This window comes from Cutibacterium avidum ATCC 25577, assembly GCF_000227295.1.
Lineage (GTDB): Bacteria > Actinomycetota > Actinomycetes > Propionibacteriales > Propionibacteriaceae > Cutibacterium > Cutibacterium avidum.
In genome coordinates this window covers 220,520-247,438 of sequence record NZ_JH165054.1, presented here as the reverse complement: position 1 = coordinate 247,438, position 26,919 = coordinate 220,520, and the positions used below count along the sequence as shown (strand labels likewise).

The 26,919-nt window shown below is 62.8% G+C and carries 19 protein-coding genes; 11 read left to right on the top strand and 8 right to left on the bottom strand.

Features of this window, described 5'->3' with window-relative positions; translation table 11 throughout:
- Window positions 1-78 precede the first annotated feature (78 nt).
- Complete coding sequence (locus HMPREF9153_RS01090) at window positions 79-2,982, bottom strand: FAD-binding and (Fe-S)-binding domain-containing protein (RefSeq protein ID WP_004808792.1); 2,904 nt, start codon at window positions 2,980-2,982, stop codon at window positions 79-81.
- A 4-nt stretch (window positions 2,983-2,986) separates the two neighbouring features.
- Complete coding sequence (locus tag HMPREF9153_RS01085) at window positions 2,987-3,544, bottom strand: MarR family winged helix-turn-helix transcriptional regulator (protein WP_036901373.1); 558 nt, start codon at window positions 3,542-3,544, stop codon at window positions 2,987-2,989.
- 142 nt (window positions 3,545-3,686) lie between these two features.
- Between HMPREF9153_RS01085 and HMPREF9153_RS01080 the strand changes: the two genes are divergently transcribed.
- Window positions 3,687-5,594 carry an AMP-dependent synthetase/ligase gene (locus HMPREF9153_RS01080; protein WP_004808789.1) on the top strand — a complete coding sequence of 636 codons (1,908 nt, stop codon included), beginning with the start codon at window positions 3,687-3,689 and terminating at the stop codon, window positions 5,592-5,594.
- Entirely contained in the window at window positions 5,591-6,436 is an 846-nt protein-coding gene (locus HMPREF9153_RS01075; protein ID WP_004808788.1) for an acyl-CoA thioesterase, read from the top strand. The genes HMPREF9153_RS01080 and HMPREF9153_RS01075 overlap by 4 nt, the downstream gene beginning before the upstream one ends.
- 7 nt (window positions 6,437-6,443) lie before the next feature.
- Here HMPREF9153_RS01075 and HMPREF9153_RS01070 read toward each other — a convergent pair whose 3' ends face one another.
- The 3 genes from HMPREF9153_RS01070 to HMPREF9153_RS01060 all read right to left on the bottom strand — a co-directional run bounded on the left by HMPREF9153_RS01070 (window position 6,444) and on the right by HMPREF9153_RS01060 (window position 10,707).
- A complete protein-coding gene (locus HMPREF9153_RS01070) occupies window positions 6,444-8,117 on the bottom strand; it encodes a glycoside hydrolase family 13 protein (RefSeq protein WP_004808787.1) in 1,674 nt (557 codons plus the stop codon).
- Window positions 8,118-8,209: 92 nt separating this feature from the next.
- A complete protein-coding gene (gene gnd / locus HMPREF9153_RS01065) occupies window positions 8,210-9,658 on the bottom strand; it encodes an NADP-dependent phosphogluconate dehydrogenase (protein WP_004808786.1) in 1,449 nt (482 codons plus the stop codon).
- Between the two features lie 269 nt (window positions 9,659-9,927).
- On the bottom strand, window positions 9,928-10,707 hold the full coding sequence (locus tag HMPREF9153_RS01060; RefSeq protein ID WP_237726272.1) for an endonuclease domain-containing protein: 780 nt from the start codon (window positions 10,705-10,707) through the stop codon (window positions 9,928-9,930).
- On the opposite strand from HMPREF9153_RS01060, the gene HMPREF9153_RS12525 reads away from it, so the two are divergent.
- Together HMPREF9153_RS12525 and HMPREF9153_RS01055 are read left to right on the top strand one after the other, a co-directional pair.
- Window positions 10,594-10,968 carry a hypothetical protein gene (locus HMPREF9153_RS12525; protein ID WP_231097184.1) on the top strand — a complete coding sequence of 125 codons (375 nt, stop codon included), beginning with the start codon at window positions 10,594-10,596 and terminating at the stop codon, window positions 10,966-10,968. The genes HMPREF9153_RS01060 and HMPREF9153_RS12525 overlap by 114 nt on opposite strands.
- 265 nt (window positions 10,969-11,233) lie before the next feature.
- A complete protein-coding gene (locus tag HMPREF9153_RS01055; protein WP_004808784.1) occupies window positions 11,234-11,416 on the top strand; it encodes a hypothetical protein in 183 nt (60 codons plus the stop codon).
- Between the two features lie 86 nt (window positions 11,417-11,502).
- On the opposite strand, the gene pepN is transcribed toward HMPREF9153_RS01055, so the two are convergent.
- A complete protein-coding gene (pepN, locus tag HMPREF9153_RS01050) occupies window positions 11,503-14,115 on the bottom strand; it encodes an aminopeptidase N (RefSeq protein ID WP_004808783.1) in 2,613 nt (870 codons plus the stop codon).
- Window positions 14,116-14,287: 172 nt separating this feature from the next.
- Between pepN and HMPREF9153_RS01045 the strand changes: the two genes are divergently transcribed.
- The 3 genes from HMPREF9153_RS01045 to ligA all read left to right on the top strand — a co-directional run bounded on the left by HMPREF9153_RS01045 (window position 14,288) and on the right by ligA (window position 18,931).
- A complete protein-coding gene (locus HMPREF9153_RS01045; RefSeq protein ID WP_171023480.1) occupies window positions 14,288-14,890 on the top strand; it encodes a mycothiol-dependent nitroreductase Rv2466c family protein in 603 nt (200 codons plus the stop codon).
- A gap of 126 nt (window positions 14,891-15,016) precedes the next feature.
- Window positions 15,017-16,591 carry a histidine-type phosphatase gene (locus HMPREF9153_RS01040; protein WP_004808781.1) on the top strand — a complete coding sequence of 525 codons (1,575 nt, stop codon included), beginning with the start codon at window positions 15,017-15,019 and terminating at the stop codon, window positions 16,589-16,591.
- A 117-nt stretch (window positions 16,592-16,708) separates the two neighbouring features.
- Window positions 16,709-18,931 (top strand): NAD-dependent DNA ligase LigA, encoded by a 2,223-nt coding sequence (ligA, locus tag HMPREF9153_RS01035; protein ID WP_004808780.1) that lies wholly within the window; start codon window positions 16,709-16,711, stop codon window positions 18,929-18,931.
- A gap of 100 nt (window positions 18,932-19,031) precedes the next feature.
- Here ligA and HMPREF9153_RS01030 read toward each other — a convergent pair whose 3' ends face one another.
- Entirely contained in the window at window positions 19,032-20,321 is a 1,290-nt protein-coding gene (locus HMPREF9153_RS01030) for a GNAT family N-acetyltransferase (RefSeq protein ID WP_036979517.1), read from the bottom strand.
- A 71-nt stretch (window positions 20,322-20,392) separates the two neighbouring features.
- Here HMPREF9153_RS01030 and HMPREF9153_RS01025 point away from each other — a divergent pair, with 71 nt between their 5' ends.
- Entirely contained in the window at window positions 20,393-20,866 is a 474-nt protein-coding gene (locus tag HMPREF9153_RS01025; RefSeq protein WP_004808777.1) for a ribose-5-phosphate isomerase, read from the top strand.
- Here the strand turns inward: HMPREF9153_RS01025 and HMPREF9153_RS01020 are convergent.
- Window positions 20,855-21,094, bottom strand: a complete 240-nt coding sequence (locus HMPREF9153_RS01020) for a hypothetical protein (RefSeq protein ID WP_004808776.1) — start codon at window positions 21,092-21,094, stop codon at window positions 20,855-20,857. The genes HMPREF9153_RS01025 and HMPREF9153_RS01020 overlap by 12 nt on opposite strands.
- Before the next feature lie 97 nt (window positions 21,095-21,191).
- Here HMPREF9153_RS01020 and HMPREF9153_RS01015 point away from each other — a divergent pair, with 97 nt between their 5' ends.
- The 3 genes from HMPREF9153_RS01015 to lysX all read left to right on the top strand — a co-directional run bounded on the left by HMPREF9153_RS01015 (window position 21,192) and on the right by lysX (window position 26,893).
- On the top strand, window positions 21,192-22,010 hold the full coding sequence (locus tag HMPREF9153_RS01015; RefSeq protein WP_004808775.1) for an Fpg/Nei family DNA glycosylase: 819 nt from the start codon (window positions 21,192-21,194) through the stop codon (window positions 22,008-22,010).
- 98 nt (window positions 22,011-22,108) lie between these two features.
- Window positions 22,109-23,386, top strand: a complete 1,278-nt coding sequence (locus HMPREF9153_RS01010) for a hypothetical protein (protein ID WP_036979905.1) — start codon at window positions 22,109-22,111, stop codon at window positions 23,384-23,386.
- Window positions 23,387-23,647: 261 nt separating this feature from the next.
- The gene (gene lysX, locus HMPREF9153_RS01005) at window positions 23,648-26,893 is read left to right on the top strand and encodes a bifunctional lysylphosphatidylglycerol synthetase/lysine--tRNA ligase LysX (protein ID WP_036979514.1); all 3,246 of its coding nucleotides are present in this window, start codon (window positions 23,648-23,650) and stop codon (window positions 26,891-26,893) included.
- The last annotated feature ends 26 nt before the right edge of the window (window positions 26,894-26,919 follow it).

The following is a 26,919-nucleotide window of genomic DNA, read 5'->3' as shown; positions in this document are numbered from 1 at the left end:
CTCAGGTCGGGCCAATGGTGGCCCGGCCTGACTTGTCGTGTGGTCCCTGCAGTGTTGTGTCCTTTCGACGTCGTGCCATCAGCGTGTTGCTCGGGACGGCAGGTGTGAGGCAAACAACTCCGAGAAGGTGAGGGCCCGACGTCCCGTTAGGTCAGAGGTCTGGCGCCGGCAGGAGAATCCGTCGGCCACGATGATGGCCTGCTGGCCGGCGTCCTCGATGGCCGGGAGGAGGTCGTGCTGGGCAACCTTCACCGAGAAGTCGTAATGACCGTTCTCGACGCCGAAGTTTCCGGCGTAACCGCAGCAACCGCCGACCACCGTGACCTTCGCCCCCGCAGCTTCGAGCAGGCGCTTGTCCGGGCCAAATCCGAGGATCGACGCATGGTGGCAGTGGGGCTGGGCGACAACGGTGTGGCCGGCTAGGGAGGGTGGGACCCAGTTCGCTGCCTCCAGCATTTCAGCGACGGTGTGCATGTTCCGGGCGACGCGACCAACCCGTGGATCGTCCGGAAGGAGGCGTAGGGCGTCGTCGCGCCAGACGGTCGTGCAGGACGGTTCCAACCCAACGACCGGGACGTTGGCGTCGGCCAGGGGAGCCAGCACCGCCAGTCCTGCGCGCAGCCGACGACGAGCGCCGTTGAGCTGGCCAGTGGTGATCCAGGTCAACCCACAGCAGACGTCATCGGAAAGGACCCTGGGGCGGTAGCCGGCGTCGGCCAGTACCGTGACGACGGAGGAGAGGTCCGAACCTTCCAACATGTCGGAGAAGGAATCCACCCAGATGACGACGTCTCCCCTGTCCCCGCTGCGGCGAGTCGGTGAGATCGATCCGGTTGAGGGGGTTTCGGTAGCAGGCGAGGTCGGAATTTCCTGATCCGCCACGATGGTTCGGGCTGAGGTCGCGTGCTTGCTGGCCAGTCTGGACGAGGGCTGGAACCGGGGAAGCGGACGGCGCTGATCGACGCCGGCCGTCCATCGGGCCAGGTGGGCGAAGGGCGAGAACGCCAGTACCTTGTTGGCCAGGGCAGGCGCTCCCGGGATGCGGTTGAGGAGGCGTTCCCAGAGAGGGAGCAGGCCCATGGTCACGTGGGAGCGGGGGCGAAGCCGGTGGCGGTACTTCTCGTTGAGGACCGTGCTGCGGTAGCTGGCCATGTCGATTCCGGTAGGGCAGTCGCGGGCACATCCCTTGCATGCCATACAGAGGTCGAGGGCGCGTTCCACCTCGGGGGAGTCCCAACCCTCGATGAGGGTGCCATTGACCATCTCCTTGAGGACGCTGGCGCGGCCTCGGGTGGAGTCCACCTCGAGCCCGGAAGCCTGGTACGAGGGGCACATCACCGCGCCTGGGGCAGTGTGGGCGACGCACTTTCCGACTCCGGTGCAGCGATGGACGTCGGTGGCGAATTCGGGATGGGAAATGGTGATCGCGGAAAGAGCTGACTCGTGGGTTCGGATATTGGTCTCGAGCGGTGCGGGATCGACGAGAATCCCCGGGTTGAACACGTTGTCCGGGTCGAGGATCGCCTTGACCTTGCCGAAGAGGCTCAGGGCATCGGGGGAGTACATCGTGTTCAACAGGGCCGAGCGTGCTCGGCCGTCGCCGTGCTCCCCGGAGACTGACCCGCCATGCCGTGCGACCAGTTTCGCCGCCTCGGTGACGAAGGAGCGGTAGCGCTGGGGTCCGTCGGACTGATCGAGAGGGAAGTCGATGCGGCAGTGCAGGCATCCCTCACCGAAGTGGCCGTAGGGCAGGCCATGGAGGCCGTGGTCATCCAACAAGGACTCGAAGTCGCGGAGGTAGGCGCCGAGGTCGGCAGCGGGGACGGCCGAATCCTCCCACCCGGCCCAGGCTGGCTTGTCGAGGCTGACGCCTGCCAGCCCTGCTCCGTCAGCACGGATCTTCCAGAGGGCCGCGGCCTGCACTGGATCGGAGACCACCCGGCCATCGAGGCATCCGCTGGCAGCGACCATGTCCTTGGCTCGCGATGCCACCTCGGCCTCGTCATCGCCGCGAAGCTCCACGAACATCCAGCCGTCGCCACGCGGGAGATCGGGAACCGGGCGTCCTGCCCGGGAGACCACGTCGACGATCCGTCGCCCGAATCCTTCGCAAGCGACGGGGGAGAAGGGCAACAAGGCCGTGACGGCATCGGCGGCCTCGGGCATTGATGGGTAGCCCAGCGCCGCCGTCAATCCGTAGGGAGCTTCGCGGACGAGCCGGACCGTCGCCTTCGTGACGATGCCCAGGGTGGCTTCCGTGCCCGCGATGAAGGCTGGCAAATTGCGACCACGCTCGGGCAGCAGCCACTCCATGGAGTACCCGGAAACTTGGCGGGAGAAGGTCGCGAATTCGGTCCGGATGGTCGCGAGGTTCGCGTCTGCCAGATCACCCAGGCGTTCCGCGAAAGGAGTCGTGAGGTCCCCGGGGCGGAGGGTCGTGACGTGGCCGTCAGCAGTGAGGAGGTCAAGGTCGACGACGTTGTCCCCGGTACGTCCGTACCCCAAGGCCCGCGGCCCGCAGGCGTTGTTTCCGATCATCCCGCCGATGGTGCAGCGAGTTGATGTGGAGGGGTCTGGGCCAAACCGCAATTGATGGGGAGCTCCGGCATGCTGAAGCCAGTCCTGGACCACACCCGGCTCGATGACTGCGGTAGCCGATTCGGGATCGAGGGAAAGGATGTGGTTGAGGTGCGCCGAGGTATTGATGATGAGTCCAGTTCCAACGGCATTGCCAGCACATGTCGTACCGGCGCCTCGGGTTGTCACGGGTAGTCCGACGTGACTGGCTGCCGTGACCAGGGCACAGAGCTCATCAGTACTTCGTGGATGGGCAACTGCGGCAGGGACAACGCGGTAGATCGAGGCATCGGAGGAGTACAGGGCGCGCGCCAGCCGGGAATCGTCCAGGATTTCCACGGCAGAGGCGTCCAGACCCCTCAGAGCTGATTGAAAGTCCTGGAGAATGTCCGTGGTGGCCGTCATGGGCTCAGTCTGACACGGAAAGCACAGCTGCCATGGCCCGTCCCAAGGCCGCGAAATCCTCCGGATCGACCGGGTCAACGAAAACGTGGCGGACCGCACGGACATGGTCGGGTGCAGCCTGCCGCAGCAGGTCCATGCCGTCAGAGCTCAGCCTTGCGACCACTCCGCGACGATCCCGCACGTCAGGCTCGCGCACGACAAGCCCGCGTGCCTCGAGCCGTTCGATGGCGTGAGTGAGTCGCGACCGTGACTGATGCACCTCGATGGCAAGAACAGACATCCGAACTGCGTGATCGGGGGCTTCCGAAAGACTGACGAGGATCTCGTACTCGCACAGCTCGAGGCCATGGCGTCGCAGATCCTCCGAAAGATGCGCCGTGATACGAGCTGATCCGAGGAGCCAAGCTCGCCAGATTCGTTGCTGCTCGATGCTCAGCCAAGGGGCAGCCGCCGACCGCTCTACCTCAGGCCCGACATTGTCAAAAGACGCCATCGATGGCGTATTCGAGGCATCGCCATCATGGATGCTGCGCCTGGAACCGCCCTGTGACATGATCAATATCGTACCCGTGGTGCGGGGAACGTTCTCCTGCCCGCCCCTGTAGACACCTACCTATGAGTGTCGTCGGGAACTGTGGGGACCGGCCAGTACGCCATGCAATAGCGTGGCAGAAGTCATTTTTGACCGAGGAGAGGGTGAGTTGATGAGGCGTACCAGTGACGAGGAGTCCCTTGCTCTGCAGCACAAACTCATTGCGTCCTCGGCCAAGAACTTCGCGGCGATGCTTGATCGACAGGCCGATGCCCATCCGAATCGCATCGCTTTTCTCACTCCTTCCGGCGCTGACGATGAGCCCAACGCCTGGCTCCCCATGACCTTTGCTGAATTCCGTCGTCAGGCCCACGAGGTGGCCGCTGGGCTGATGGAGTTGGGGCTTCCTCGGGAGGGCCGCGTCGCCCTGCTGTCCGGAACGCGCACCGAGTGGATTATTGCCGACATGGCCATCTCCTCCGCCGGTGGCGCGACGACGACGATCTACCCGAATTCCGGGCCGGACGAGGCAAGTTTCATCCTGGTGGACTCCGAGTCGTCCATACTTTTCGTCGATTCCACTGCCCAGGTTGCCAAGATCCAGGGCAGGCCCGAGGTCGATGCGGTGGTTCGGCATATCATCAGCTTTGCCGACGATTCCGAGGAGACCGGCGTCCGAGATGACCGGCTCACCACCATGGCCAAGATCATTGCGAATGGACGTCGGCGCCTGGCCGTCGAGCCGGATCTCGTGCGTCGCATGATCGATTCCGTCGAACCCGACGACCTGTGCACCCTCATCTACACCTCTGGCACGACGGGCACGCCCAAGGGAGTCGAGCTGACCCACCGGGCGTGGACGTACATGGGCCAGGCGTGGAAGAACCTCGACATGTTCCATGGTGGGGACGTCCACATGTTGTGGTTGCCGTTGTCCCATGCCTTCGGGAAGTGTCTCATCGCCATTTGCGTCGAGATCGGGATCACCCAGGCTGTTGAGCCCCGTATCTCGCGGTTGGCCCGCAGCCTGGGCGAGGTGAAGCCACGCGTCATGTGTGGTGTGCCGCGCATCTTCGAGAAGATCCGTGCCGGTGTCATGACGGCATACCCACAAGGACGTCTGGCAAGTCGTGTCTCGCGGTGGGCCTTCGCAACCGGACGCGACGCCCAGCGCTACCGCAACGCTGGCGATCGGGTACCGACCGTGCTCGAGGCCAAGCGGAAGATCGCTGATGCGCTAGTCTTCTCGACCCTGCGTCGCAAGCTTGGCGGCATCGAGTTCATGATCTGCGGCGGTGCCAAGTTGTCGGAGCAGGTTCAGCAGTGGTTCTCCTCTGCGGGGATCCCCATCGTCGAGGGGTATGGGGCGACCGAGGTCGGGGCAGTCGCGTTCTTCAGTGGGCCTGATGCCATTCGGCCTGGCACAGTGGGGCCGGTCGCTCCTGGTTGCCTCGCGCGGATTGCTGAGGATGGTGAGATTCTGGTCTCCGGACCGATCGTTGCTCGTGGCTACCACGGCATGCCCGAGAAGACGGCCAAGGCGTTCACCGACGGCTGGTTCCACACCGGCGACATCGGCGAATTCGATGAGATGAACTATCTGCGCATCACTGACCGCAAGCGCGACCTGTTTAAGACCTCGGGCGGAAAATATGTCGCCCCACAGAAGGTCGAGGCCACCCTGATGGCCAACTGCCCGTACCTGTCCAACGCGGTGGTTCTGGGGGAGGGACACAAGTATGCAGTGGCCCTCCTCACCCTCGAGAAGGGCGCTCTCATGACGTGGGGACGCCGGCATGGACGTCCCGACGCCAGTTACGCCGAGCTCACGGCAGACCCGGACGTGCGGCGCAGCATCCAGCGGTATGTCGATCGCGCAAACTCCCGCCTCGAGCGCTGGGAGACCGTCAAGAAGTTCGCGATTCTCGACCACGAGCTGACCGAGGACTCCCATTCGGTGACGACCAGCCTTAAGGTGCGTCGCGGCGTCGTGGCCGAGAAGTATTCCGACATCGTTGACGAGATGTTTGCCGACGAGAATGAACAATCGAGTGTGGCCAGGGGAGACGACGCGTCGTGACGGGCGCTGTCGTCGTCGACATTCCACTGCGGTGGTCCGACATGGATGCGCAGGGACACGTCAACAACGTTCGCATCAGCGAGCTGGTTCAGGAATCTCGAAATCAGGCGTTCTACACGAACGGCGCCCAGGAGATGCTCGAGACCGGGATCGTCGTCGTCACTCAGGATGTCGAGTTCTTGGCCCCGTTCGTCGTGGATGGGAGTCCGCTGCGGGTCGAGGTCGGCTGCTCCAAGGTCGGAGCGGCACGAACCATTCTGGATTACCGCGCTTGGCACCATGATGTTGAGGTCGCTCGGGCACGCGGGATCATCTGCCCCTTCGATTTCGACGCAGGACGGCCGCGCCGGCTCACCGACGGCGAGCGAGGCGCCTTCGAGGCCATGAAGGTCGAGGAGACTCCGTGGAAGCCGATCAAGGTCGTCGACGTCTCCGGGATCGGCGACATCGTCGATGTACCTGTCCGGTGGTCTGACGTCGATCGGCAGGGCCACGTCAACAACGTCAGCATGGCTGGTTACCTCCAGGAGGCCAGGATCCTCGCGACGACGTCGTGGTCGCCAGGGATGAGGCGGGCCGGGGACCACCTGTGGGTCGTCGTGCGTCAGGACATCCGTTATCGACGCCAGGTTCTACCGTCTCAGCGGTCATGCAAGGTGCATACAGCGCTCACGCGGCTGGGGACCTCGTCAATGATCCTCGCCGGGTCGATTGCCACAGACGAGGGATCTGCCCTCGATGCCGCAACCGTGCTCGTCTGCGTCGATCCGGACACCGGAGCTTCGGTCCCGATCGACGACCGGACGAGGGAGGCGTTGGCAGCCCACCTCGTCGCGGTCTGATCGACGTTCAGGCTCGCAGCCACACGGCTTGGTCACGGCCGACGGAGGCGAGTCCGTCGTGGGTCTTCAGCGAGGTCGAGGTGACGATGATCTTGTCTGTGTCCACGGTCACTGGGTCGTCACCGAAGTTCACAACGCAACGGAAGCCGGGCTCGCGGGAGAAGTCGAGGACATCGTCGGACGACTCGTTCCACGTCATCGTCCCGGCTCCCAGGGCGGGGTTGTCCCGCCGCTCAGCCAGCAGAGTGCGGTAGAGGGTCAGGAAGGACGACGGATCGTCCTGCTCGGCCTCGACCGTCCAATCAGCCCAGTCGTGCGGCATCGGAAGCCAGGTGTCGCTCGTTGGCGACCATCCGTAAGGGGCCTCGGAACCGCTCCACGGAATCGGGACGCGACAGCCGTCACGTCCGCGGTCCGTGTGTTCAGAACGCTCCCAGGTGGGATCCTGCAGGACGTCGTCGGGGAGATCTTCCACCTCTGGCAGACCGAGCTCCTCGCCCTGGTAGACGTAGGCGCCACCAGGAAGGGCGAGTTCGAGCATGACTGCCGCGCGGGCGCGACGCCGTCCCAGAGGAACATCGGTCGGTGTGCCGTGGAACGTGGCATGGGGAGCAGCGGGATCCGAGAAGTCCAGACCCGAGATCTCCTTGCCGTAGCGGGAGACGGGGCGGAAGTTGTCGTGGTTGCCCAGCACCCAGGTGGCACTTGCGCCCACTGACTCGTGGGCCGCCAGGGATTCGGTGATGGTGGTGCGAAGCGAACGGGCCGACCACGCCGAGATGAGGAACTCAAAGTTGAACGAGGTGTGCAGCCTGTCCGATTCGAGGTAGCGCACCAGACGGTCATGGGGGAGATACGCCTCGGCGACGAACATGCGCGGTCCCTCGGGGATATCGGCATATTCGTCGGCGATGGCTCGCCAGCGGCGTTGGATGGGCGCCAGTCCAGGCTGATCCCACATCGGGCTGTCGCCGACGAGCTCGCCGATCTCCTCGTTCTCGGGTAGGTCGGGCAGACCGGATTCCTTGACCATCGAGTTGGCGACGTCAATGCGGAAACCATCGACACCGCGGTCGAACCAGAACCTCAGAACGCGGTCAAACTCCTCGACGACTTCGGGGTTTTCCCAGTTCCAGTCGGGCTGTGAGACGTCGAAGAAGTGCAGGTACCACTGCCCAGGGGTGCCGTCGGGCTCAGTGATGCGTTGCCATGCACCACCTCCGAACACCGATGGCCAGTTGTTCGGAGGGAGTTCGCCGTTTTCTCCGCGGCCATTTCGGAAGATGTAGCGGTCGCGCTCAGGCGAACCGGGGGCAGCTGCGAGGGCATCCTTGAACCACGGATGCTCCTCGGAAGAGTGGTTGGGGACGAGGTCGATGATGACTCGCAGGCCCAATTCGTGGGCCCGTGCCACGAGTGCGTCAGCGTCGCCGAGAGTGCCGAAGTCAGGATTGATGGCACAGTAGTCGCTGACGTCGTAGCCGCCATCGGCCAGCGGGGAGGGGTACCACGGTGAGATCCAGAGGGCATCGACGCCCAGAGCGACGAGATGGTCAAGGTGTTCGATGATGCCGCGGACGTCGCCGATGCCGTCGCCGTTCGAGTCGGCGAAACTACGCGGGTACACCTGGTAGACAACGGCGGACTTCCACCAGTCGTGGGTCGTGGGAATAGTGGTCATGGGGGTCCTTGAAGGGTTGTGAGGGTCGTCAGGGGCGGGGTGGGCCCGCGGCGGTGACCGACGATGGCCGCCGCCGCGGAGCTGTTAGAGGGTCAGTCTGCACGGACCTCTCGTCCATCGCCGGACCAGTTGACATGCCAGGAACCCTCGTCGTCGACACGGCGGTAGGTGTGGGCGCCGAAGAGGTCGCGCAGGCCCTGGGTGAGGGCGGCGTTGAGACGTGGCGCGCGAACCTGGTCGTAATAGCCCAGGGCTGAGGAGAATCCCGGAACTGGCACTCCGGCCTCGACCGCTCGGGCGACGACGCGACGCCATGCCTGCTGGCAGCGAGCGAGCTCGGCCTTGACGGAAGGTGCCTCCAGAAGGGTGGTGAGGTCTCCGGCCGCGTACTCGTCCTTGATGCGCTGAAGGAGGCGGGCTCGGATGATGCAGCCATCGCGCCAGATGGAGGCGACCTGGCCCATGTCGACCTCCCAGTCGTACTCGACCGCCGCGGTGCGGATCTCGTCGAGCCCTTGGGCGTAGGCGACGACCTTTGCAGACCACAGAGCGTCACGAACGTCGTCGATGAAGGCCTGACGGTCATCGACCGAGATGGTGCGGTCCGGCCCCTCGAGGGTCTGCTGGCCCACCGTACGCAGCGGCAGGGCGCTGGAGACTGAGCGAGCAAAGACGGCCTCACTGATGGTGGAGACGTCAACTCCGAGCTCGAGAGCCGTCTGCACGGTCCAGGTGCCCGTTCCCTTCATCCCCGCCTCGTCGCGGATGGCGTCAAGGAGGTCGGTGGCAGGGTCGCGAGGATCCTTGGCACGCAGCACCCGGGAGGTGATTTCGACGAGGTAGGAGTCGAGATCACCATGGTTCCAGGACTCGAAGACGTCTCCGGCCTCGGCGTTCGTCAGACCGGCAGCGCGCAACAGGGCGTGGGCCTCACCGATGAACTGCATGTCGGCGTACTCGATGCCGTTGTGGACCATCTTGACGAAGTGTCCGGCGCCATCGGTGCCCATCCATGCGCAGCAGGGCTCGCCGTCGACCTGTGCCGAGATCTTCTCCAGAACCGGACCGATGGCTTCGTACGACTCCGGGGAGCCACCCGGCATGATTGACGGTCCCTCCAACGCTCCGACCTCGCCACCGGAAATGCCGGTGCCGACGTAATGGATGCCGGTCGGGCGGATTTCTTCTTCCCGACGTCGAGTGTCGCCGAAGTAGGCGTTGCCGCCGTCGACGAGAACGTCACCCGGCTGGAGCAGGGGAGTGATCTCTTTGATGACGGCATCCGTGCCACGACCGGCCTTGACCATCATGACGATGCGACGCGGGCGCTCGAGGCTTGCGACAAAGCCAGCCAGATCATGGAACGGCAGGAAGGTTCCCTCGTCCCCGTGCTCGGCCATGACCTCGTCGGTGCGCGAAGCTGTGCGGTTGTAAACGGCGACCCGGAAACCCTTGTGGGCCATGTTGCGGGCCAAGTTGGACCCCATCACGGCCATCCCGATGACGCCGACCTCGGCGGTCTGCGGCGCAGTGTCACTCATGCGATTCCTCCTAGATGTCTCGCTTCCATCCTTCCAGGCATTTCCGCGTGGTGCAGGCGCGGATGGGTGAGGATGACGTGAGACAGCGAGGATGATAGAAGCTTTGGTGACGGAACCCTGCGGTGTTTCCGAGATCACCACGACGGGCGTGGCCGTACCCGGGCTGATGACACATCGTGACCAGAGACGCAGTGGTGCCAGGTGCAGTGACGGTTGACGACGGCGCGAATTCTCCTCAGAGAGGTTCAATGAAGGCGCCCAGCCAACGATCAGGTCGGGGTCAGACCAAGCATGATCCGCGAAAGCTCGTGGTCTGACATCATGACCTTTGGACGATGCCGCTTGTGGATCCGCTGTGCCAGCCACTCCAGCACGAATCGTGGCCGTTGCCTGAGCATCGTCGGAGTGATGTGCAGCATCCGCCAGCCATGTCGATCCAAACTCGCTGATCTCATCATGGTCGCTTCGTAACCTTCGGGTGTGCCGTGCACGCAGCGGCCGTCGACCTCAACCCCAACGCGTTCCGCATCGAAGGCTTGGTCGAGGGTGAAGGCTCCTTCGGCGGTGTCCACCCGCGTGTTGGAGTGCCACCCGGTGAACCCGACCGCGCGGAGCGCCCGGGACAACCACAATTCCGGCACCGACCATGGATTGAAGGAAATGTCGGCCAGGGCTGCTGTGATGCGGTGACGGCCGAACTTCCAGGACAGGCAGGAACGAGCCGACCTGCAGGAACGCGGGGTGACGAGTTTTTGTCTCAGCGCCTCGCAGACCCATTCCCATTCTCCCCGAACGGCCAGAAGGAGGACGGATGCCTCAGGAATTGCCATGGGGACATCGCGGTATTGGGTGGTGTACCGGCGCGGAACTCGCCATCGGTGTACGAGGATTCCCTCTCGCTTGATGCCCCTCGTCCGTGAAAACGCCTCCACCTCGTGGACGGCGCTGAAATCTCGCGTCCGGCTTCCCGGGGGAATCATTCCTTGCGCGACGAGGGCGGCTTTGCCAATGATGACCGCGTCTCGATGCCACATGTGTATCGCCTGCATCTTCACTCGAGAATCGTCAGCCCGCCCGGCATCCGCAACGACTCCCGGGAGCATGCGTATTGCGCGGCCGGCTTTCACGGCGCGGTCAGCCTGCCCGCGAGTTCTGCTGAAGCGATGTATCCGCACGACACCGCCGCAGTCCCTCATGTCCAGTTCAAGTTCGTTCACACCACCATTTATCGGCGGGACATCAGAGAATCCGTCAGCCAAATCAAGATCTGTGGACATCGTCGGGAGAACCACCGAGAAGGTTGTGGATAACCTCGAGGAATGGGGTCCTGGGATCCGACTGGAAAGGAATTCACGGCACAGCCACCAAGGAAGCCCACCGTCCTCCATGACGATGAGAGAGATCCCAAGGTTTCGGGTTGCCCTTATCCGGCGTGGTAACTCAGGAAAGACGGACCGTCCATGATCGGGAAGAGTTCGCGACGCGCCATATGTCCGTGTTTGCCAACGTACTTCCCCGTGAAATCTCTCCCCCAAGGTCGGTCCAAAACTGGTGCGAAGACGCTACGCTGAGCCCATGATCGATGCGCTGGCCCTTGTGCCCATGAAAACCCTGCCCGGCTGGCCCGAAGCCGAATTCAGCTCCGTGCACCTACTCATGTTGTGTGTCGTGTGGCCGATCGCCACGGCTGTCCTGTTCACCCTCATTGGTTGGGGAGTCCATTTCACCAAGGGACGCGGCGGTAAGAACTCTGACTGATCCTTGTCACGCAGCGTGAGTGCTGAACATGAAGATGAATGCGGCCCCGAACCAGCTGGTTCGGGGCCGCATTCATGCGTCACAGCTCAGTGACGGCTGGCCTCCTGGCAACGCAGGGTGCGGCGAGCGTTGTCGGCGCGCTCGGCAAGAACGCGTCGCACAGTGCTGCCCGGGTTGTTGTCGGAAACCCAGCCATCGAGCTTGTCGAGCCAAGCCTCGTCGATGACCTCGGTGCTCGGGAAGAGCCACATCAGGGCGTTCTGGACCTGGGCGTGACCGGCCTTGGCCCACTGGCCGTCGCGGGAGTCGATGGACTTGCACAGCTCGAGGTAGGGATCGACGTACTGTGAGAGCGCCTCGGCTTGATCAGGTTGAATGAACTGGCTGACGAGCTGCCGGTAGGTCTCGTTGGGCACTGAGTCGTCGGTGGTGGCGCGCTGCCAAGCAGCCTGCTTTGCCTCAGCCGTGGGCATCGCGGCGCGAGCGCCAGTTGCCTGCTCCGATCCCGAGATGGTGTTGTCACGCTGCAATTCGGCAGTGATCTCCGGCTCGCCGACTCGGCCCATACCGGCCAGGGCGATGAGAAGACGCCAACGCATTCCCTGGTCGATGTCGAGACCCTCAGGCACCTCTTCGCCGTTCAACCACCCCTCGAGCAGGTCGGCTGCGTCCTTCGTGGCAGCAGCGGCCAGACCGTTGGCGTAGGCCACCTGATGGTCAGAACCGGGCGCGGCGTCACGCAGTCCCGTCGCCGAGATCGCAATGAGACGATCGCGCACATCCTGACGAGCCTCACGAGTGGTGTATGAGATCGCGGCGGTGGTGGCCTGGCGAATGAGAGAGGTGACGGCCGTCAGGTCTGTCTCGCTGGGAAGCCCCTTGCCAACCAGGGTGACGTAGTCCTGGGCCTTCATTTCGGCGTCGCGGCACATGTCCCAGGCAGAACTCCAGCACAATGCGCGGGCCAGCGGATCGGACAGGGCGTCGATGTGCTCAATGAGGGTGGCCATCGAGTGATCATCCAGACGGACCTTCGCGTAGGTCAGGTCACCGTCGTTCAGCAGGACCAGATCACCGCGGGAATGTTCGACGAGGGCGGCAATCGGGGTGCGCTCGTCATGGATGTCAACGTCGAGGCGTTCAGTCCGGACGAGCTTGCCTTCGGTCAGTGTGTAGATGCCGATGCCCAGACGATGGGTCCGCAGGGTGGGGTACTTCTCGATCGCCGTCTGGACGATGTCGAAGCGGGTGAAGTTGCCGTCCTCGTCGACATCGTAGTCCGGACGGACGGTGTTGACCCCTGGGATGCGCAGCCACTGCTCGGTGAAGGACGACAGATCGCGTCCCGACGCCACCTGGAGCTGATGGAGGAGATCCTTGAGCTCAGTGTTCGAGAAGGCGTTCTGGGCGAAATACGTGCGCACACCGGCCAGGAACTCGGCCTCTCCAACGAAGGCAACCAGCTGCTTCAGGGTGGAGGCACCTTTGGCGTAGGTGATGCCGTCGAAGTTCTGCTCGACGGTGTCGAGATCGATCATGTCAGCGGCGATCGGATGGGTAGTCGGCAGCTGGTCCTGGGTGTAACCCCACGTCTTGCGCTGGTTCGCGAAGGAGACCCATGGGTCAATGCCGCCGTGCTTCTCGGCGATCTTCTCCTGGCAGTGATGCGACGCCCACTCGGCGAAGGACTCGTTGAGCCAGAGGTCGTCCCACCACTTCATGGTGACGAGATCGCCGAACCACATGTGAGCGAGCTCGTGAAGGATGGTGTTGTCGCGGTTCTCGTAGGCGGCCGAGGTGACGCGGGAACGGAACAGCAGGTCGTCACGGTGGGTGACGCAGGCGGCGTTCTCCATGGCTCCGGCGTTGAATTCCGGCACGAAGGACTGGGTGTACTTGCCGAATGGGTACGGGTAGCCGAATTCGGACTCGTAAACCTCAAATCCACGTTGTGTGGTGGTGCGGATTCGGTCGGCGTCGAGGTGTTCCTTCATCGACTGACGGCACAGAATGTCGGCGTCCATTTCGCCAGACAATGTGTGAATGGTTCCGTGATCGATGTAGTACTCGCCGGCGACAAGGGCTGTCAGATATGTCGAAATTGGAAGGGTGGGCTCAAAAGACCACCGTGACATCCCTTCCCAGGGGCCTTCCGTCGGCTCTGGGGTCGGGGAGTTCGAGACGACGGTCCAACCAGTCGGAGCGATGACCTGCAGTTCGAATGTCATCTTTTGATCGGGCTGCTCGAAATCGGCGTACATACGTCTGGCGTCAGCAATCTCGAACTGGGTATAGAGGTAAACCTTGCCGTCAGCAGGGTCGACGAAACGGTGCAGGCCTTCACCCGAATGGGAGTAGCGGCACAGCGCCGTAACCGTGATTTCGTGAGTTCCCGCTTCCGTGGTAAACGGGAAACGATTATTCGAGAATGCGGCCGGATCCAGCGGGGTGCCGTCGAGATCTGCGGCGTAGACACCGTCAGCAATGAGGTCAAGATGGCTCTCGCCGCCGGTCGACGAAAACTCGATGGTTGACGAGGAGACGAAGGTTTCGGTCGGCTCGGCGAGCGGATCGCCGTTGGGGTCACGTCCAGAAAGATCAACGAGCACCTTGGAGTTGTGCGCCGTGATGACCTGGGAGCGCTGCTGCGCCTCCGCACGAGTGATGTTGACCGAACTCATCATGCCTCCGTGGAACATGTGTTAGTTAAGGGCGCACAAAAGCACCCAACAATTCCCATGAAACTCTATCGGTTCTTGCCTTTCGCTGTCTCGTTAAGCGGGAACTGTATAGCGCGTCATTACTGCGCCTTACGCGAACAATGACAGGGTCGGTCTTTGCGTGCGCGGGCGCGTGCGGTTGGCTGGTGTCATGACCACAACAGTTGATTTTTGGTTTGACCCGTCCTGCCCCTGGGCGTGGATGACGTCGCGCTGGATGCTCGAGGTGGAGAAGGTTCGTGATGTCCATACCGTCTTCCACGTCATGAGCCTGGCCGTCCTCAATGAAGGACGTGATCTGCCGGACGACTATCGTGCCGAGATGGATAAGGCGTGGATCGGCGCTCAGGCTGCCACTGGTGTTGTCGAGGTGCATGGACAGGAGGCTGTTCGTGATTTCTACACCGCCCTTGGAACCCGCTACCACCTTGGCAAGGAGGAGCGCAGCATCGAGACCGTCAAGGCAGCGCTGGTGGAGAGCGGCTACGACGAGTCCATCGCGGATCGTGCTGACAAGGGCGAGTTCGACGAGGCCATGCGCGCTTCGCATCACAAAGGCATGGATCCGGTCGGACAGGATGTCGGTACCCCTGTTCTCCATATCAACGGCATGGCGCTCTTCGGTCCGGTGATGTCGCCGGCTCCCAAGGGGGAGGAGGCCGGTGAGCTCTTCGACGGGTTCGAGAAGGTGACGGCCTACCCCGGGTTCTTCGAGCTGAAGCGGACCCGTACCGTCGGACCGATCTTGGACTGATCCCCCTCTGGAGCTGTCCCCGGGAGATCATTGAAGTGTTGATCGGGCGTCATCTGCCGTACATGGAGGTGACGCCCGAATCAGCGAGGGTATGGCCAAACCAATCGATCCTCTCGGGAGCACACCATGCCTTCCAGACCTTTCCGTGTTCTTGGCGCCATGGCCGTCGCGTGTCTGGCCATCACCTGTGCGCCAATTGCCCATGCTGACACCGACGACTCGCTGTCGACGAAGACTCCGTATCGCTATTCCGGTGGCACCTTGCAGGCCCCGCCCGTCGGATTCCGCCCCGTCAACACCCAGGTCGTTGCCCGTCACGGCTCTCGTGGCCTGTCGAGCTTCAAGTACGACGCCCTGACGATGGCGATCTGGGAAAAGGCCAATGAGTTGGGAGCTGTGACTCCCCTCGGCCAGGATGTTCACGCCCAGGCCATGAAACTTCATGAAGCCAATGAGAATCTCGGCAACGAGGACACCTGGGCCCACATGGAGGCCGACGGAGTTGAGCTCAGCAAGGGCAACAAGCTCGAGAGGGGGTACGGCAACCTCACTGAGGTGGGAGCTGATCAGCATCGTCAACTGGGTGAGCGTCTGGCCCACCGGATGCCCGAGATCTTCAACGGGGAGGACAACACGGTCGTCGTGGAGTCCTCGGGAGAACCGCGTGCTGCGGAGTCCGGATACGACTTTGTCACTGGATTGCTCCATGGTGCCCCGCAGATGAGCGGACATATGTCACGCGCCATCAAGGCCGACACCAAGACGCTGTACTTCCACAAGGACAAGTCGAACCCGGACTACAAGGCTTACAAGGAGTACCAGGACAGCAAGGAACTCTCTGATTACGTCGATGCGGTGAATTCGCGTCCGGAGGTTCGCAAGGCCGCCCGTGAGGTTCTGGAAAAGATCTATACGAAGGACTTCGTCGACCGACTGGCAGCAGGGGAGTGGACCTTCAAGACCCCCGAGGGCAAAAAGGCCAAGAACGACGTCGACGCGGCCCTCAACCTGTACAACCTGTACATCATCGCTCCCTCGATGGCTGCTGAGACCAAGGTCGACTTCGCCAAGTACTTCACGAGGGACCAGGCCAATGTCTTCGCGATGTCCCTCGACGCTGAGGACTACGCCGAGAAGGGCCCCGGCTTCAAGGGATCGGACATCGCCCATCGCAATGCCCGCCCTCTTCTTGACGATTTCCTGGCCCAGATCGACCAGCAGACCGAAGACCATCCCAAGGGATCGGCGACCTTGCGGTTCGCCCACGCTGAGACCCTCGTTCCCTTCGAGGCGCTCATCGGCGCACCCGGATCTCGTACCCAGATCAGCCCGCAGGACACCAATTTCTGGCAGGTCACGGATTGGCGGGGTGCCAAGGTGGCTCCGCTGGCCTCCAACGTGCAGTGGGACGTCTTCCAGTCGGGGTCAGGGCAGAAGGTCGTCCGGATGCTCCTCAACGAGCAGCAGGCCACTTTCGGACGTGGCTGCCGTCCGATCTCGGTGAACTCATTCTTCTACACTGTCGACGAGCTCAAACATTGCCTGACCGGCGCATCCATTGCTGATGGTGGTTGGTTGGTGAAGCCGTCCGGTGACGGGCCGTCGACCCCGACCACGCCGGCTCCGTCCTCCACCGCTCCGACCGTGACACCGAGCAGGCCAGGAGGCTTCACCGGGGCACTTCCGGCCACCGGCGTCTGAAAAACCACTGTGGGGACGGGTAGCCGCGGGGCTTCCGCGGCCACCACACCTCGTTGTGGGAGGCCGGTCGGCTGATACCCGAATGCACAGGTATGGGAACTGCGCAAGGATGGGACCATGGTTGACGATCCCACCCGAGGCGACGAGTTGGAGGCGAGCGAGTCCGAGTCCGAGGCGCGCCATCGCTGGACTGAGCTGACCGAACGCATCCTGGACGCCCAGGACGCTTACTATGCCAACGACGCCCCGACGATCTCCGACGCCGAGTACGACCAGCTCATGATTGAGCTGAAAAAGCTCGAGGACGATCACCCTGAGTTGAAGAGTCTGGATTCGCCCACCCAGCGAGTTGGAGCTCCGCAGCGGGTGACCGACTTCGCCCCGGTGGAGCATCTGGAGCGTCTGTTGAGCCTGGACAACGTCTTCACCCGTGACGAGCTCTCGGAGTGGATGAACAGGGTCGCCACGTCCGTCGGAAACGTCCCGGATTTCCTGTGCGAGCTCAAGATTGATGGTCTTGCCGTCGATCTCGTGTATCGCGATGGTGAACTCGTCTCGGGGGCCACTCGTGGCGATGGTCGCATTGGTGAGGACGTCACTGCGAACGTCCGCACCATCAAGGCGATCCCGCAGAAGCTGGCTGGTGACGACGTCCCAAGCCTGCTCGAGGTACGAGGTGAGGTCTTCTTCCCGGTCGCCGACTTTGCCGACCTCAACGCCGCTCTCGTCGAGGCTGGCAAGAATCCCTTCGCCAATCCTCGTAACGCGGCCGCGGGATCGTTGCGACAGAAGGATTCGCGGGTGACGGCCTCACGTCCCCTGTCGATGATCGTTCACGGGATTGGTGCCGTTGAAGGGCATGAGTTTCCCAGCCAGGGACACGCGTACGACAAGCTCGCCGAATGGGGCTTGCCGGTGTCGCCGTACCTCAAGATCGTCGAGAACGCCGAGCAGGTGCATGAGTTCGTCACCTCCTGGGGAGAATCGCGTGACGAGGCCTCCCATCAGATCGACGGTGTGGTGGTCAAGGTCGATGACGTCTCTCTGCAACGCAAGCTTGGCGCAACTTCTCGAGCTCCCCGGTGGGCCATCGCGTACAAGTATCCGCCGGAAGAGGTCAACACCGAGCTTCTCGACATTCGTGTCAATGTCGGAAGAACGGGCCGCGTCACGCCGTACGGGGTCATGAGGCCGGTGACCGTTGCGGGATCGACTGTCGAGATGGCCACCCTCCACAACGCCTTCGAGGTCAAACGCAAGGGAATCCTCATCGGAGACACCGTGGTATTGCGGAAAGCCGGCGACGTCATTCCCGAGATCTTGGGTCCGGTTGTCGAGTTGCGTAATGGTTCGGAGCGGGAGTTCGTTATGCCCGATCACTGCCCCAGCTGCGGCGCTGAGTTGGCGTACGAAAAGGACGGTGACAAGGATCTTCGCTGCCCGAACGCCAAGGAATGCCCTTCTCAGCTGCGAGAGCGTGTTTTCGGGCTGGCGTCGCGCGGCGCCCTCGATGTCGAGGCGCTCGGATGGGAAGCCGCCATCGCTCTGGTCGACCCGGAGAATCAGCGACCGGATGAGGGTGAGGTTGCCGAGGGACTTCCGGGCAGGCAGGTCCCGGTGCTCAATTCAGAAGCAGGGCTCTTCGACCTGCAGCCCGACGACCTGGCCGAGGTCAAGGTGTGGCGTCGTCGGAAGGTGCGCGGGAAGTTGGGGCCCTGGCAGCTCGAGCCTTACTTCTTCACGAAGCCGACAACGAAGAAGCCCTCCGTTCCGACTGCCACGACCAAGAAGATGTTCGACGAGTTGGCCAAGGCCAAGTCCCAGCCCTTGTGGCGGGTGCTGGTGGCGCTGTCGATCCGTCACGTCGGTCCGACGGCGGCTCGGGCTCTGGCCACCCATTTCGGTTCGATCCCGGCCATTCGAGAATCATCCTTGGACGAGCTCGCCGGGGTCGACGGGGTCGGCGAGATCATTGCGGAATCGGTCCAGCAGTGGTTCGAGGTCGACTGGCATCAGGAAATCGTCAGCCGGTGGGCTGCGGCTGGGGTGCGAATGGCCGACGATCGCGACGAGGCACCTGAGCAGACCCTGGAAGGGCTGACTGTGGTTGTCACGGGAGGTCTGGAGGGATTCACCCGTGACGAGGCCAAGGAAGCCATCGTTTCCCGAGGGGGCAAGGCCGCCGGATCAGTGTCGAAGAAGACTGACTACGTCGTGGTGGGAGAGAACGCCGGGTCCAAGGAGACGAAGGCACGTGAGCTGGGTCGTCCGATTCTTGACGAGGCGGGGTTCCAATACCTGCTCGAAAACGGCCCACAGGGAATAACAACCGTCGCATGATGGTCGATCTTCCCGGGTCGCCACGCGGGAAGGCCACAGCTGGTAGGACATATATGTGGGCCGGGCATGAGCGCCCGGCCCACGTCGTCGAGATGAGGGCTCAGAACTCCGAGATGTTGTGAGCCACGTCGACGGTTGAGAACATCCGGTCGATCGCCGCGATCTGCTCGTCAGTACCGGTGATGCGGTGGGCGGCGGCCAGCGAGAACCCACGTCCCATGCCGAAGTACAGCGATCCGAGGGCAGCCACATCGAGGGTTGCAGCATCGGTGGAATCGTCGATCCGAGTCACCGTGGCCGGTGTCCCCGGGGCATCCACGTCGACACGCCACGTACCCTCGGCGTAGCCCATCGAGTCGGTGACGTGGAAGGTCACCGAGCCCTGGTGATCCCAACCTCGCACTGCCATCGCCCGGTCGACGTCAAGGATTCGCAGCCACCCGAGATCAGTGTGACGGGTGAACGTGACCACCCTCGGGTCCTCGACCGCCCACGGCAGCGGCGTGGCGGGATCAACCTGCGGTGCCTTGATCGTCTCGATGAGGTCGACGGAGGCCAGGAACTCCCACAGAGCCACCTCGGCGTTCGGGGTGGTTGCCACCATGTCAACGACGGTGATCTGTGAGCCGAAGTCCTTGTCGATCTCGTAAGACACGACGCCATCAGGCTCTCCCTCGTCATTGCGGTGGACGATCGAACGGATTCGACGGTTGGGACCGCCCTTCTGGGAACTCCAGCGCCCGGAGGAGAAATCGACATGCCAGGGTTGGCGGTTGTGGGAACCACGATGGGCCTGATGGAACTCAGAGAACACCTTGAGACGCAGATCATCGATGGCCAACGGATCGGCCATCGACACAGTCCCGCTCGGTTCGTGGTTGAGCTTGAACCGACCATCCGCGATGATCTCGACGTTCTGAGCTCGAGTGGAGATGCCGTAGCCAAAGCGTCCGTAGATGCTTCCCTCGGTGGCCGTCAGTGCGGCGAAAGGCAGGCCCTCCTCCTTGGATCGGGTGAGGGCATTCGTCATAAGGGTGCGAAGCAGCCCGCGGCGGCGGTGGCTGGCACGCACGGTCACGTCGGTGATGAAGGTGGCCGGTTCGAGATGACCATGTCCGGTGTTGATGGTGCTGGGGTACGCGGCCATCGTGGCGACCGGGAGACCCGGGAACTCCGGATCGGGGTCAGGCTGCCGAATCGTCCACAACCGTTCACCCTCGACACAGGTGGCATAGTGCTCGAGCTCGGCGTCGGATGGTTGTGCCAGGTGGAAACCCAGCGCCACGGCGCGTACCACATTGTCGACCTCGTCACTGCGGGAACCGTCGCTGGTGACGAGCTCCAAGCGGTAGGGGTCGGGGACCTGAACGGATGAGGTGCTTTCAGCCATACCCTTCACGCTAGCGGAGTTGATCCCTCCTGAGGAGCCAACGGGCTGGAGGTTGGTGCCATGATTGAACCATGACCTTCAAGCCTTCACACGTTCATATTGGTACTGATCACGCGGCCTTCGAGCTCAAGGAGTTCCTCGTTGGCAAGCTGACCGAGGCCGGATATCAGGTCGTCGACCACGGCGCGTCGACCTACGATTCCCTCGACGACTACCCGGACTACTGCATTCCGTGCGCTCAGGCCGTGGTGGCTGAGCCTGGTTCCCTGGGCGTCGTTCTGGGCGGCTCGGGAAACGGCGAGCAGATCGCGGCTAACAAGGTCAAGGGAATTCGTGCTGCGCTGGCCTACACCGTCGAGATTGCCGAGCTGGCCCGTCTTCACAATGACGCCAACGTCGTCTCCTTGGGAGGCCGGATGCAGACCCACGAGGAGGCCTGGAAGATCGTCGAGACCTTCCTGACGACGGACTTTTCCCATGAGGCTCGTCACCAGCGTCGTATTGACAAGCTCACGCGTTGGGAGGACGAGGGCTTACTGGGTTGAGCCGACCTCATCAGACTTCTTGACTGTACTGGCGGTGGCTCGACGACGAAGATCCGCCAGCACGGTTGGCCATTCCTGACCCGGATCGGGCATCTGGGAGCCAGCGGCTGGTTCTGATTGCTCAGCGAGTTCGCGCGCCCTCATGGCGCGGTCTCCGTCGAGAATGGGTCCGCGGCTGCGTTCGTGGTCGTGGGTACGTCGGTGTTTGCCGTGGCCAGGGGCATTCATGTAACCATCCTGCCTCAAATACTCGTCGCCGTACTCATCAATCCACGACTTCCGCGATTACCGCGTCATCTCATCGACCTCGAGAGGACAACCGTCTGTGCCCGAAGGCCACGTCATCCATCGTCTTGCCAACGCCATCGGTACCGCCTTCGCCGGAGAACCGGTCGAGGTCACCTCGCCACAAGGCCGTTTTGCCGAGTCCGCAGCCATGCTCGACGGAACGGTACTGGCGTCGGCCCAGGCATGGGGCAAGCATCTCGTCATCGATTTCGACAATCATCGTGACGACCACCTGCTCCACATCCACCTGGGGCTCATCGGGAAGCTTGCGGTGGGACCATCAGTTCCGGTGGTCGGACAAGTCAGATTGCGCATTACCGACGGCGTCACGGCTGCGAACCTGCGCGGGCCCCAGACCTGCGAACTCATCAATGACGATGACTGGGCGGCGGTCGCGGCCACGATCGGCCCAGACCCCATTCGTGACGACGCAGACCCCGAGATTGCCTGGCACAAGGTGCGACGGTCCTCCCGCCGGATCAGCGACCTGTTGTTGGACCAGAAGATTGCAGCGGGGGTTGGCAACATCTACCGAGCCGAGGTCCTCTTCCGGCATCGGATCGATCCGGCGACCCCTGGCAAGCAGATTTCCCACTCGACATGGCGGGCAATGTGGGATGATCTGGTCATGCTCATGCGCGCCGGGGTCGAGGCAGGACGCATTGATACCGTCCAGCCAGAGCACACCCCGGAGGCGATGGGGCGACCGCCCCGTGTTGATCGCCACGGTGGCGAGGTCTACGTCTACCGACGAGAGAACCAGCCATGTCTGGTGTGCAACACGCCGGTGAAGATGGTCGCACAGGGAGGGCGTCACCTGTTCTGGTGCCCACGGTGCCAACGTCGGCATCACTGACGGTTGAGTCAGGTCTGGAGGTCAGTATGAGCCACATCAGCGTCGGTCAGCCGTGGACCCTGGTGTCATGCCAGGAGTCCGCCGACGATTCTTCGTGGATGTGGACCCACCCGTGCGGGGCGGTGCTGTCCGCCCGGCTACGCCAATCCGACGAGGTCGAGCTCGTTGCCGGAATCACCATGCCTCCTGGCGTCGACACTGCGGAAATGACGGTTCCCGGTCCGATCTGGATCCCTGACGATCCGCTCCCTGCTGCTGTGTGGGCGGCTGGGGCTCACGGCCTCGTCGTCACCAGAACATGCCGCGACGAGCATCCGGCACTCATGGTTTGGCGGCAAGACATGGGTGATTCATGCGCGGTGGACGAGGGTGTCAGCCTGCTTGGCAGCGAGATTGCCCTGGCTCCGGGCAATTCCCGGATGGCGTTGTGGCGTGGTCGGCTCACGGACGACATCGGGGAGGCGCTGAGCTCCCTTCCTGCGTGGTTGCCAGCCGAGACCATTGTCGATCAGCCCGAAGAGATGGAGTGTCACACCCCCGATGCGGGCATTCTCGTCGATGGTGCCGAACACACCAGCGAGACGATTGGCCCGCTGCCGGTGGGGGCGCACGACCTGGCAATTCATGAGTCCAGGGGAGCCACCCGAGTGTTGATCGGTTGGTCACCCGATCTGGCTACGGCTGTGGGCGCACGGGTCGACGAGATTCTTTCCGGTTTTGACCCACGTACCGTCACTGGACCACAGATGTGGCTCCTCATGAGCGCAGTTGGTATGAGGGTCGCGCCATTTTCCGCTCTGGAGATGGCTGCCGAGGGCCTCGAGAATGTCTTGTCACGGCCGTTCGGTTCTGCCGATGACCACGTTGCTCGGCTTCTCACCTGCTGTGCAGCATTCAGGCTGGGACATCGCATGAGTGATCCCGAACTGCGCGACGAGGGATTGCGCCGGTTGTGGGAATTGTCATTGGACGAACCGGGAACGTTCATGTCCCGCTGTATCGCCTCGGCCGAGCTGGCGACGTTGGTGCCCGAACACGTGTGGGTCAATGTCGTCTCTGGCGAGGGAGAAGACCCGCTGGTACGTGCCGAGAGGGCCATTTGGACCGGCAGGTGCGCGAGCCGGGATGCCGACGAGGCCGTGTGGGAGCTGGGAGCTTTCCTCCCGACCGTTCCTGGCGGGCCTCTTTACGCGCAGGGCCACCGCGTCTCCAGACGCCGGGCCGCGCTCGCCCATGCCATGACGACGGTGTGGCCAGAGGAGCTGACGAGTTCGTTCGGCTCGCCCCGGGTGGGGGAATTGCGCCAGCGGACGTTGCGACGCCTCCTCGTCAGCGAGCATCTGGACGACGAGGATCTGGCTCTCCTGACATGGTGATGTCGCCGAAACGAGATTTGTCAGGATCATGAATCCGTTGGAAAAGTCTCATTTTGCCTCGGTTGTGCCATTTTCAGTAGGCAAGAACGGCTGTGCAGCGAGTGAGGTTCTGGTTGTGTCCGCGGCACGTGGCACAGTTGGGACGTGACTTCGTCCCATTTCGTACCTGAGACGCGAGCAGCAACGACAGCCCGGACGCGATCCGGTTCGCAGTCGACCCCGAATCCGAGGTCGATGCCGGTTGTCGTCATACCGCGATTGATGAATGTTGCCGTCCTCCTCATCGTGCTGCGCCTGGTATTCAGCCGCACGACGTGGGTTGGAGTCGCGAACAACCTGTTCTCGGTGTTCATCTTCCCGATCGACGGCTTCGGTTGGGCGGGGGCCGTCGTCCTGGTGGTGCTGGCGGATGCGCTGTCGAGGCGCAAGAGATTCGCCTGGTGGGTGAGCATCATTCTCTTCGGGCTGATGTGGCTTGTGGCGGTTACGTTTTTCGTCGTTGTTGTTGCCGAGGTCATCATGGGTGGCCCGACGGACACCTTCAATGACCTCGATCTCGCGGGGTATCTGTTCAACGTCTTCTCAGTCGGCTGGATCCTCGTCGCCCTGCTGACTCATCGAAAGGACTTTGCGGCACACACAGTTCGGACCAATCTCGGCAAGGCCATCGCCGTCCTCATTGGCGGGCTGTTGGCGACCGGCTTCATTGGCTGGTTGCTGGTCTCCCTGACCGGCGGTGTCGGAGGGCCTCGTAACCGGTTGGTGCGCATCGTCGGTCGGATCATTCGCGGAAATGGTGTCGAAGTTGCACCTGCTCCCACGTCCCCGCACTGGGTGCAGGAAGTGATCTCCTTCCTTCTCGCCCTCGTGCTGGTGGCCGCCCTTGTCGTCATGCTGCGATCTCAGCGCAATATCGCCATGATGAGCCTGTCCGATGAGCTGCGCCTGCGTCGGCTCCTCGAGGAAAATCCGGCCGACTCCCTCGGCTATTTCGCACTGCGCCGTGACAAGGCCGTCGTGTTCTCGCGAAACAGCCATGCGGCAGTGTGCTATCGAACCGAAGCAGGGGTCGCACTGGCCTCGGGAGATCCCGTCGGCCCAGTGGATCAGTGGCCCGGTGCCATTGAGGCATTCCTTGACGTCGCTCACACCTATGGTTGGGTTCCGGCCGTCATCGGCACTTCTGAGGAAGGTGCGACGGCATGGACTCAGGCCGGACTCAAGGCCATGCGCATCGGCGACGAGGCCATTATCTCTCCCGCCGCGTTCAGCCTCGATGATCCCGACCTCAAGCCGGTCCGCCATACCGTCACCAAGTTGCGCGCAATGGGGTACACCACCCGAGTGCGTCGTCATGAGGACATCGACCCGCAGGAGCTTCAGGGGCTCATCGACCTCACTGACAAATGGCGTCAGAATGGTGACGAGCGAGGGTTTTCAATGGCTCTTTCCCGTCTGGGAGATCCGCTCGACGGGCGATGCGTCATGGTGGAGGCGCTGTACCCCGACGGTGGTCCGCGTGCTGGCCAGACGGCAGGAATTCTCTCCTTCACTCCTTGGGGCAATGACGGATTGTCCCTGGACGTCATGCGTCGTGACCTGGACGGAGCCGACAACGGAGTCACCGAGCTCATGGTCGCCGGTCTCATGGCTGCCGGGCCGGAGATTGGTATCAGGCGTGTGTCGATGAACTTCGCGGTCTTTCGCGAGGCGATCGAGGAGGGGGCCCGCGTCGGTGCCTCCCCGGTGCGTCGTCTCAACCGCTGGCTCGTGCTCGTTGCGTCGAAGTGGTTCCAGATCGAGCAGCTCTACCGCTCCAACGTCAAGTACAAGCCGAGCTGGCAGACCCGCTACCTCAACTTCACCGATACCTCTGACCTGGCGCAGGTCGGTCTGGCGATGGGTATTGCCGAGGGCCAGCTCGACATTCCGAGTTGGATCTACCCGGTGGAGCCGCCGCCGCAGCCAATTTACTCGATTAGTGGTCACCCCGAGATCGCGGAATTTCTGGCTGAGGAACGCACTCCTGCCCTTCTTCAGCGGCGGCTCCCGGAGCAGGTTCGTGTCCGAATGGCCACGCGTGAGCGGCTCCTCGAGTCCGGGGTGGAGGCATACCCTCCCGACTGCAAGCCCGATCACCGTCCTGGCGACGTCATCGTCGAGCTGACCGGTCAGGAGATGACGGTCTCCGGGCGGATCGATGCCTGCCGCGATCACGGCGGTGTCATCTTCGTCGATCTGTTCGACTGGACCGGGTCCTGCCAGTTGGTGATGGAGCGTGACTCGCTGGGAGCCGACAGGCTTCGGGAATTCCGGCATGCGGTGTCTCTGGGAGACCACCTCGTGGCATCCGGGACCGTGGGGGCTTCCCACAATGGAACGCTGAGTTTGGAGACGGCGTCGTGGCAGTTGGCGGCGAAGTCCCTGCGACCATTGCCGTCGCGGCGGTCAGGATTCAACGACCCTGAGGCGAAGGTTCGACAGCGTTACCTCGATCTCATCGTCAACCCGGGCGCTCGTGATCAGTTGAGAGCTCGCTCGAACGCCATTCGTGCGGTGCGAGAAACCCTGCTGAGTCACGATTACATCGAGGTCGAAACCCCGATTCTGCAGACGATCCATGGTGGCGCGAATGCCCGGCCGTTCCGCACCCACATCAACGCTTACGATCTGGACCTTTACCTGCGCATTGCCCCGGAGCTGTACCTCAAGAGGCTCATGGTTGGCGGAGCTGGACGAGTCTTTGAGATCGGCCGGAACTTCCGTAACGAGGGAGCTGACGCCACGCACAACCCCGAGTTCACGATGTTGGAGGCCTATCAGGCATATGGCGACTACGTGCAAATGCGTCATCTCACGCGCGCGATGATCCTGGCAGCGGCGCGCAACGCCATCGGTGGCACCGTGATTCGGGGGTGCGACCGCAAAGGCGTTGAGCACGAAATCGACCTGGCAGACGACTGGCACGTCATCACCGTCAACGAGGGAATCTCGCGAGGACTGGGGGAGGAGGTCACCGCCGACACCCCCAAGGAGAAACTCCTCGAATACGCCAACAAGCTTGGTATTGCGACGATGCCGAAGTGGAGCCGCGGTGACGTCGTCCTCGAGCTGCACGAACACCTGAGCGAGCACGTCACCGTCGAGCCGACCTTCTTCTGTGACTTCCCGACCGATGTCTCCCCGCTGACCCGTCAGCATCGTGACGATCCGCGCCTGGCCGAGAAGTGGGACCTCATCATCTTCGGGTCTGAGGTGGGTACCGCCTACACCGAGCTCGTCGATCCCGTGATCCAGCGCGAGCGGTTCACCGCCCAGTCATTGCTGGCAGCCGGTGGTGATCCGGAGGCCATGGAACTCGACGAGGACTTCCTGGAGGCTCTCGAATACGCCATGCCGCCATCGGGCGGGATGGGCATGGGCCTGGACCGTTTGGTGATGATGCTGACGAATGCATCAATTCGCGAGACGATTGCCTTTCCACTGGTGCGTCCGCGCATCTCGTGAGGGTCCAGACAAGTGTGGTGTGAGAC

What these genes read in the sequence shown, in the direction of transcription:
- HMPREF9153_RS01090 (WP_004808792.1), bottom strand. Translation starts at nt 2,982, where the DNA reads ATGACGGCCACCACGGACATTCTCCAGGACTTTCAATCAGCTCTGAGG.
- HMPREF9153_RS01080 (WP_004808789.1), top strand. Translation starts at nt 3,687, where the DNA reads ATGAGGCGTACCAGTGACGAGGAGTCCCTTGCTCTGCAGCACAAACTC.
- HMPREF9153_RS01070 (WP_004808787.1), bottom strand. Translation starts at nt 8,117, where the DNA reads ATGACCACTATTCCCACGACCCACGACTGGTGGAAGTCCGCCGTTGTC.
- gnd (WP_004808786.1), bottom strand. Translation starts at nt 9,658, where the DNA reads ATGAGTGACACTGCGCCGCAGACCGCCGAGGTCGGCGTCATCGGGATG.
- HMPREF9153_RS01060 (WP_237726272.1), bottom strand. Translation starts at nt 10,707, where the DNA reads ATGCAGGCGATACACATGTGGCATCGAGACGCGGTCATCATTGGCAAA.
- HMPREF9153_RS01055 (WP_004808784.1), top strand. Translation starts at nt 11,234, where the DNA reads ATGATCGATGCGCTGGCCCTTGTGCCCATGAAAACCCTGCCCGGCTGG.
- pepN (WP_004808783.1), bottom strand. Translation starts at nt 14,115, where the DNA reads ATGTTCCACGGAGGCATGATGAGTTCGGTCAACATCACTCGTGCGGAG.
- HMPREF9153_RS01045 (WP_171023480.1), top strand. Translation starts at nt 14,288, where the DNA reads ATGACCACAACAGTTGATTTTTGGTTTGACCCGTCCTGCCCCTGGGCG.
- HMPREF9153_RS01040 (WP_004808781.1), top strand. Translation starts at nt 15,017, where the DNA reads ATGCCTTCCAGACCTTTCCGTGTTCTTGGCGCCATGGCCGTCGCGTGT.
- ligA (WP_004808780.1), top strand. Translation starts at nt 16,709, where the DNA reads ATGGTTGACGATCCCACCCGAGGCGACGAGTTGGAGGCGAGCGAGTCC.
- HMPREF9153_RS01030 (WP_036979517.1), bottom strand. Translation starts at nt 20,321, where the DNA reads ATGGCTGAAAGCACCTCATCCGTTCAGGTCCCCGACCCCTACCGCTTG.
- HMPREF9153_RS01025 (WP_004808777.1), top strand. Translation starts at nt 20,393, where the DNA reads ATGACCTTCAAGCCTTCACACGTTCATATTGGTACTGATCACGCGGCC.
- HMPREF9153_RS01020 (WP_004808776.1), bottom strand. Translation starts at nt 21,094, where the DNA reads ATGAATGCCCCTGGCCACGGCAAACACCGACGTACCCACGACCACGAA.
- HMPREF9153_RS01010 (WP_036979905.1), top strand. Translation starts at nt 22,109, where the DNA reads ATGTGGACCCACCCGTGCGGGGCGGTGCTGTCCGCCCGGCTACGCCAA.
- lysX (WP_036979514.1), top strand. Translation starts at nt 23,648, where the DNA reads ATGAATGTTGCCGTCCTCCTCATCGTGCTGCGCCTGGTATTCAGCCGC.